Source organism: Alkalihalophilus lindianensis, from assembly GCF_032843265.1.
GTDB classification, from domain to species: Bacteria; Bacillota; Bacilli; order Bacillales; family Bacillaceae_D; genus Alkalihalophilus; species Alkalihalophilus lindianensis.
In genome coordinates, this window is sequence record NZ_JAWJBA010000728.1 from 1 (window position 1) to 251 (window position 251).

Annotated in this window: 1 pseudogene; it reads right to left on the reverse strand. The window is 33.1% G+C overall.

Features of this window, described 5'->3' with window-relative positions:
* Positions 1-251: pseudogene (locus RYX56_RS24090) on the reverse strand (IS1634 family transposase); the annotation flags it as partial.

The window sequence follows — 251 nt, forward strand, 5'->3', positions numbered from 1 at the left end:
TTAAGATCATATTCAAATTCGTATTTTTGAGAGATTTTCTGACAGATTTTATCTAGTTTTAGTTCGTAGTAAAGGGACTGTAAAAAAAGATACCCAGCATTGAATAGCGTTTGTTTATTTAAGGCAATTTGCTTGGAAGGGCTGAATTTAGCCATAATTTTATGGCTACTTTCCTTTTCTTCCTGTGTTAGTTTTTTGGCATATTCTTTTGCCCAAGTATAGGGATCTACACCGGGATGCTTTTCTAAAAT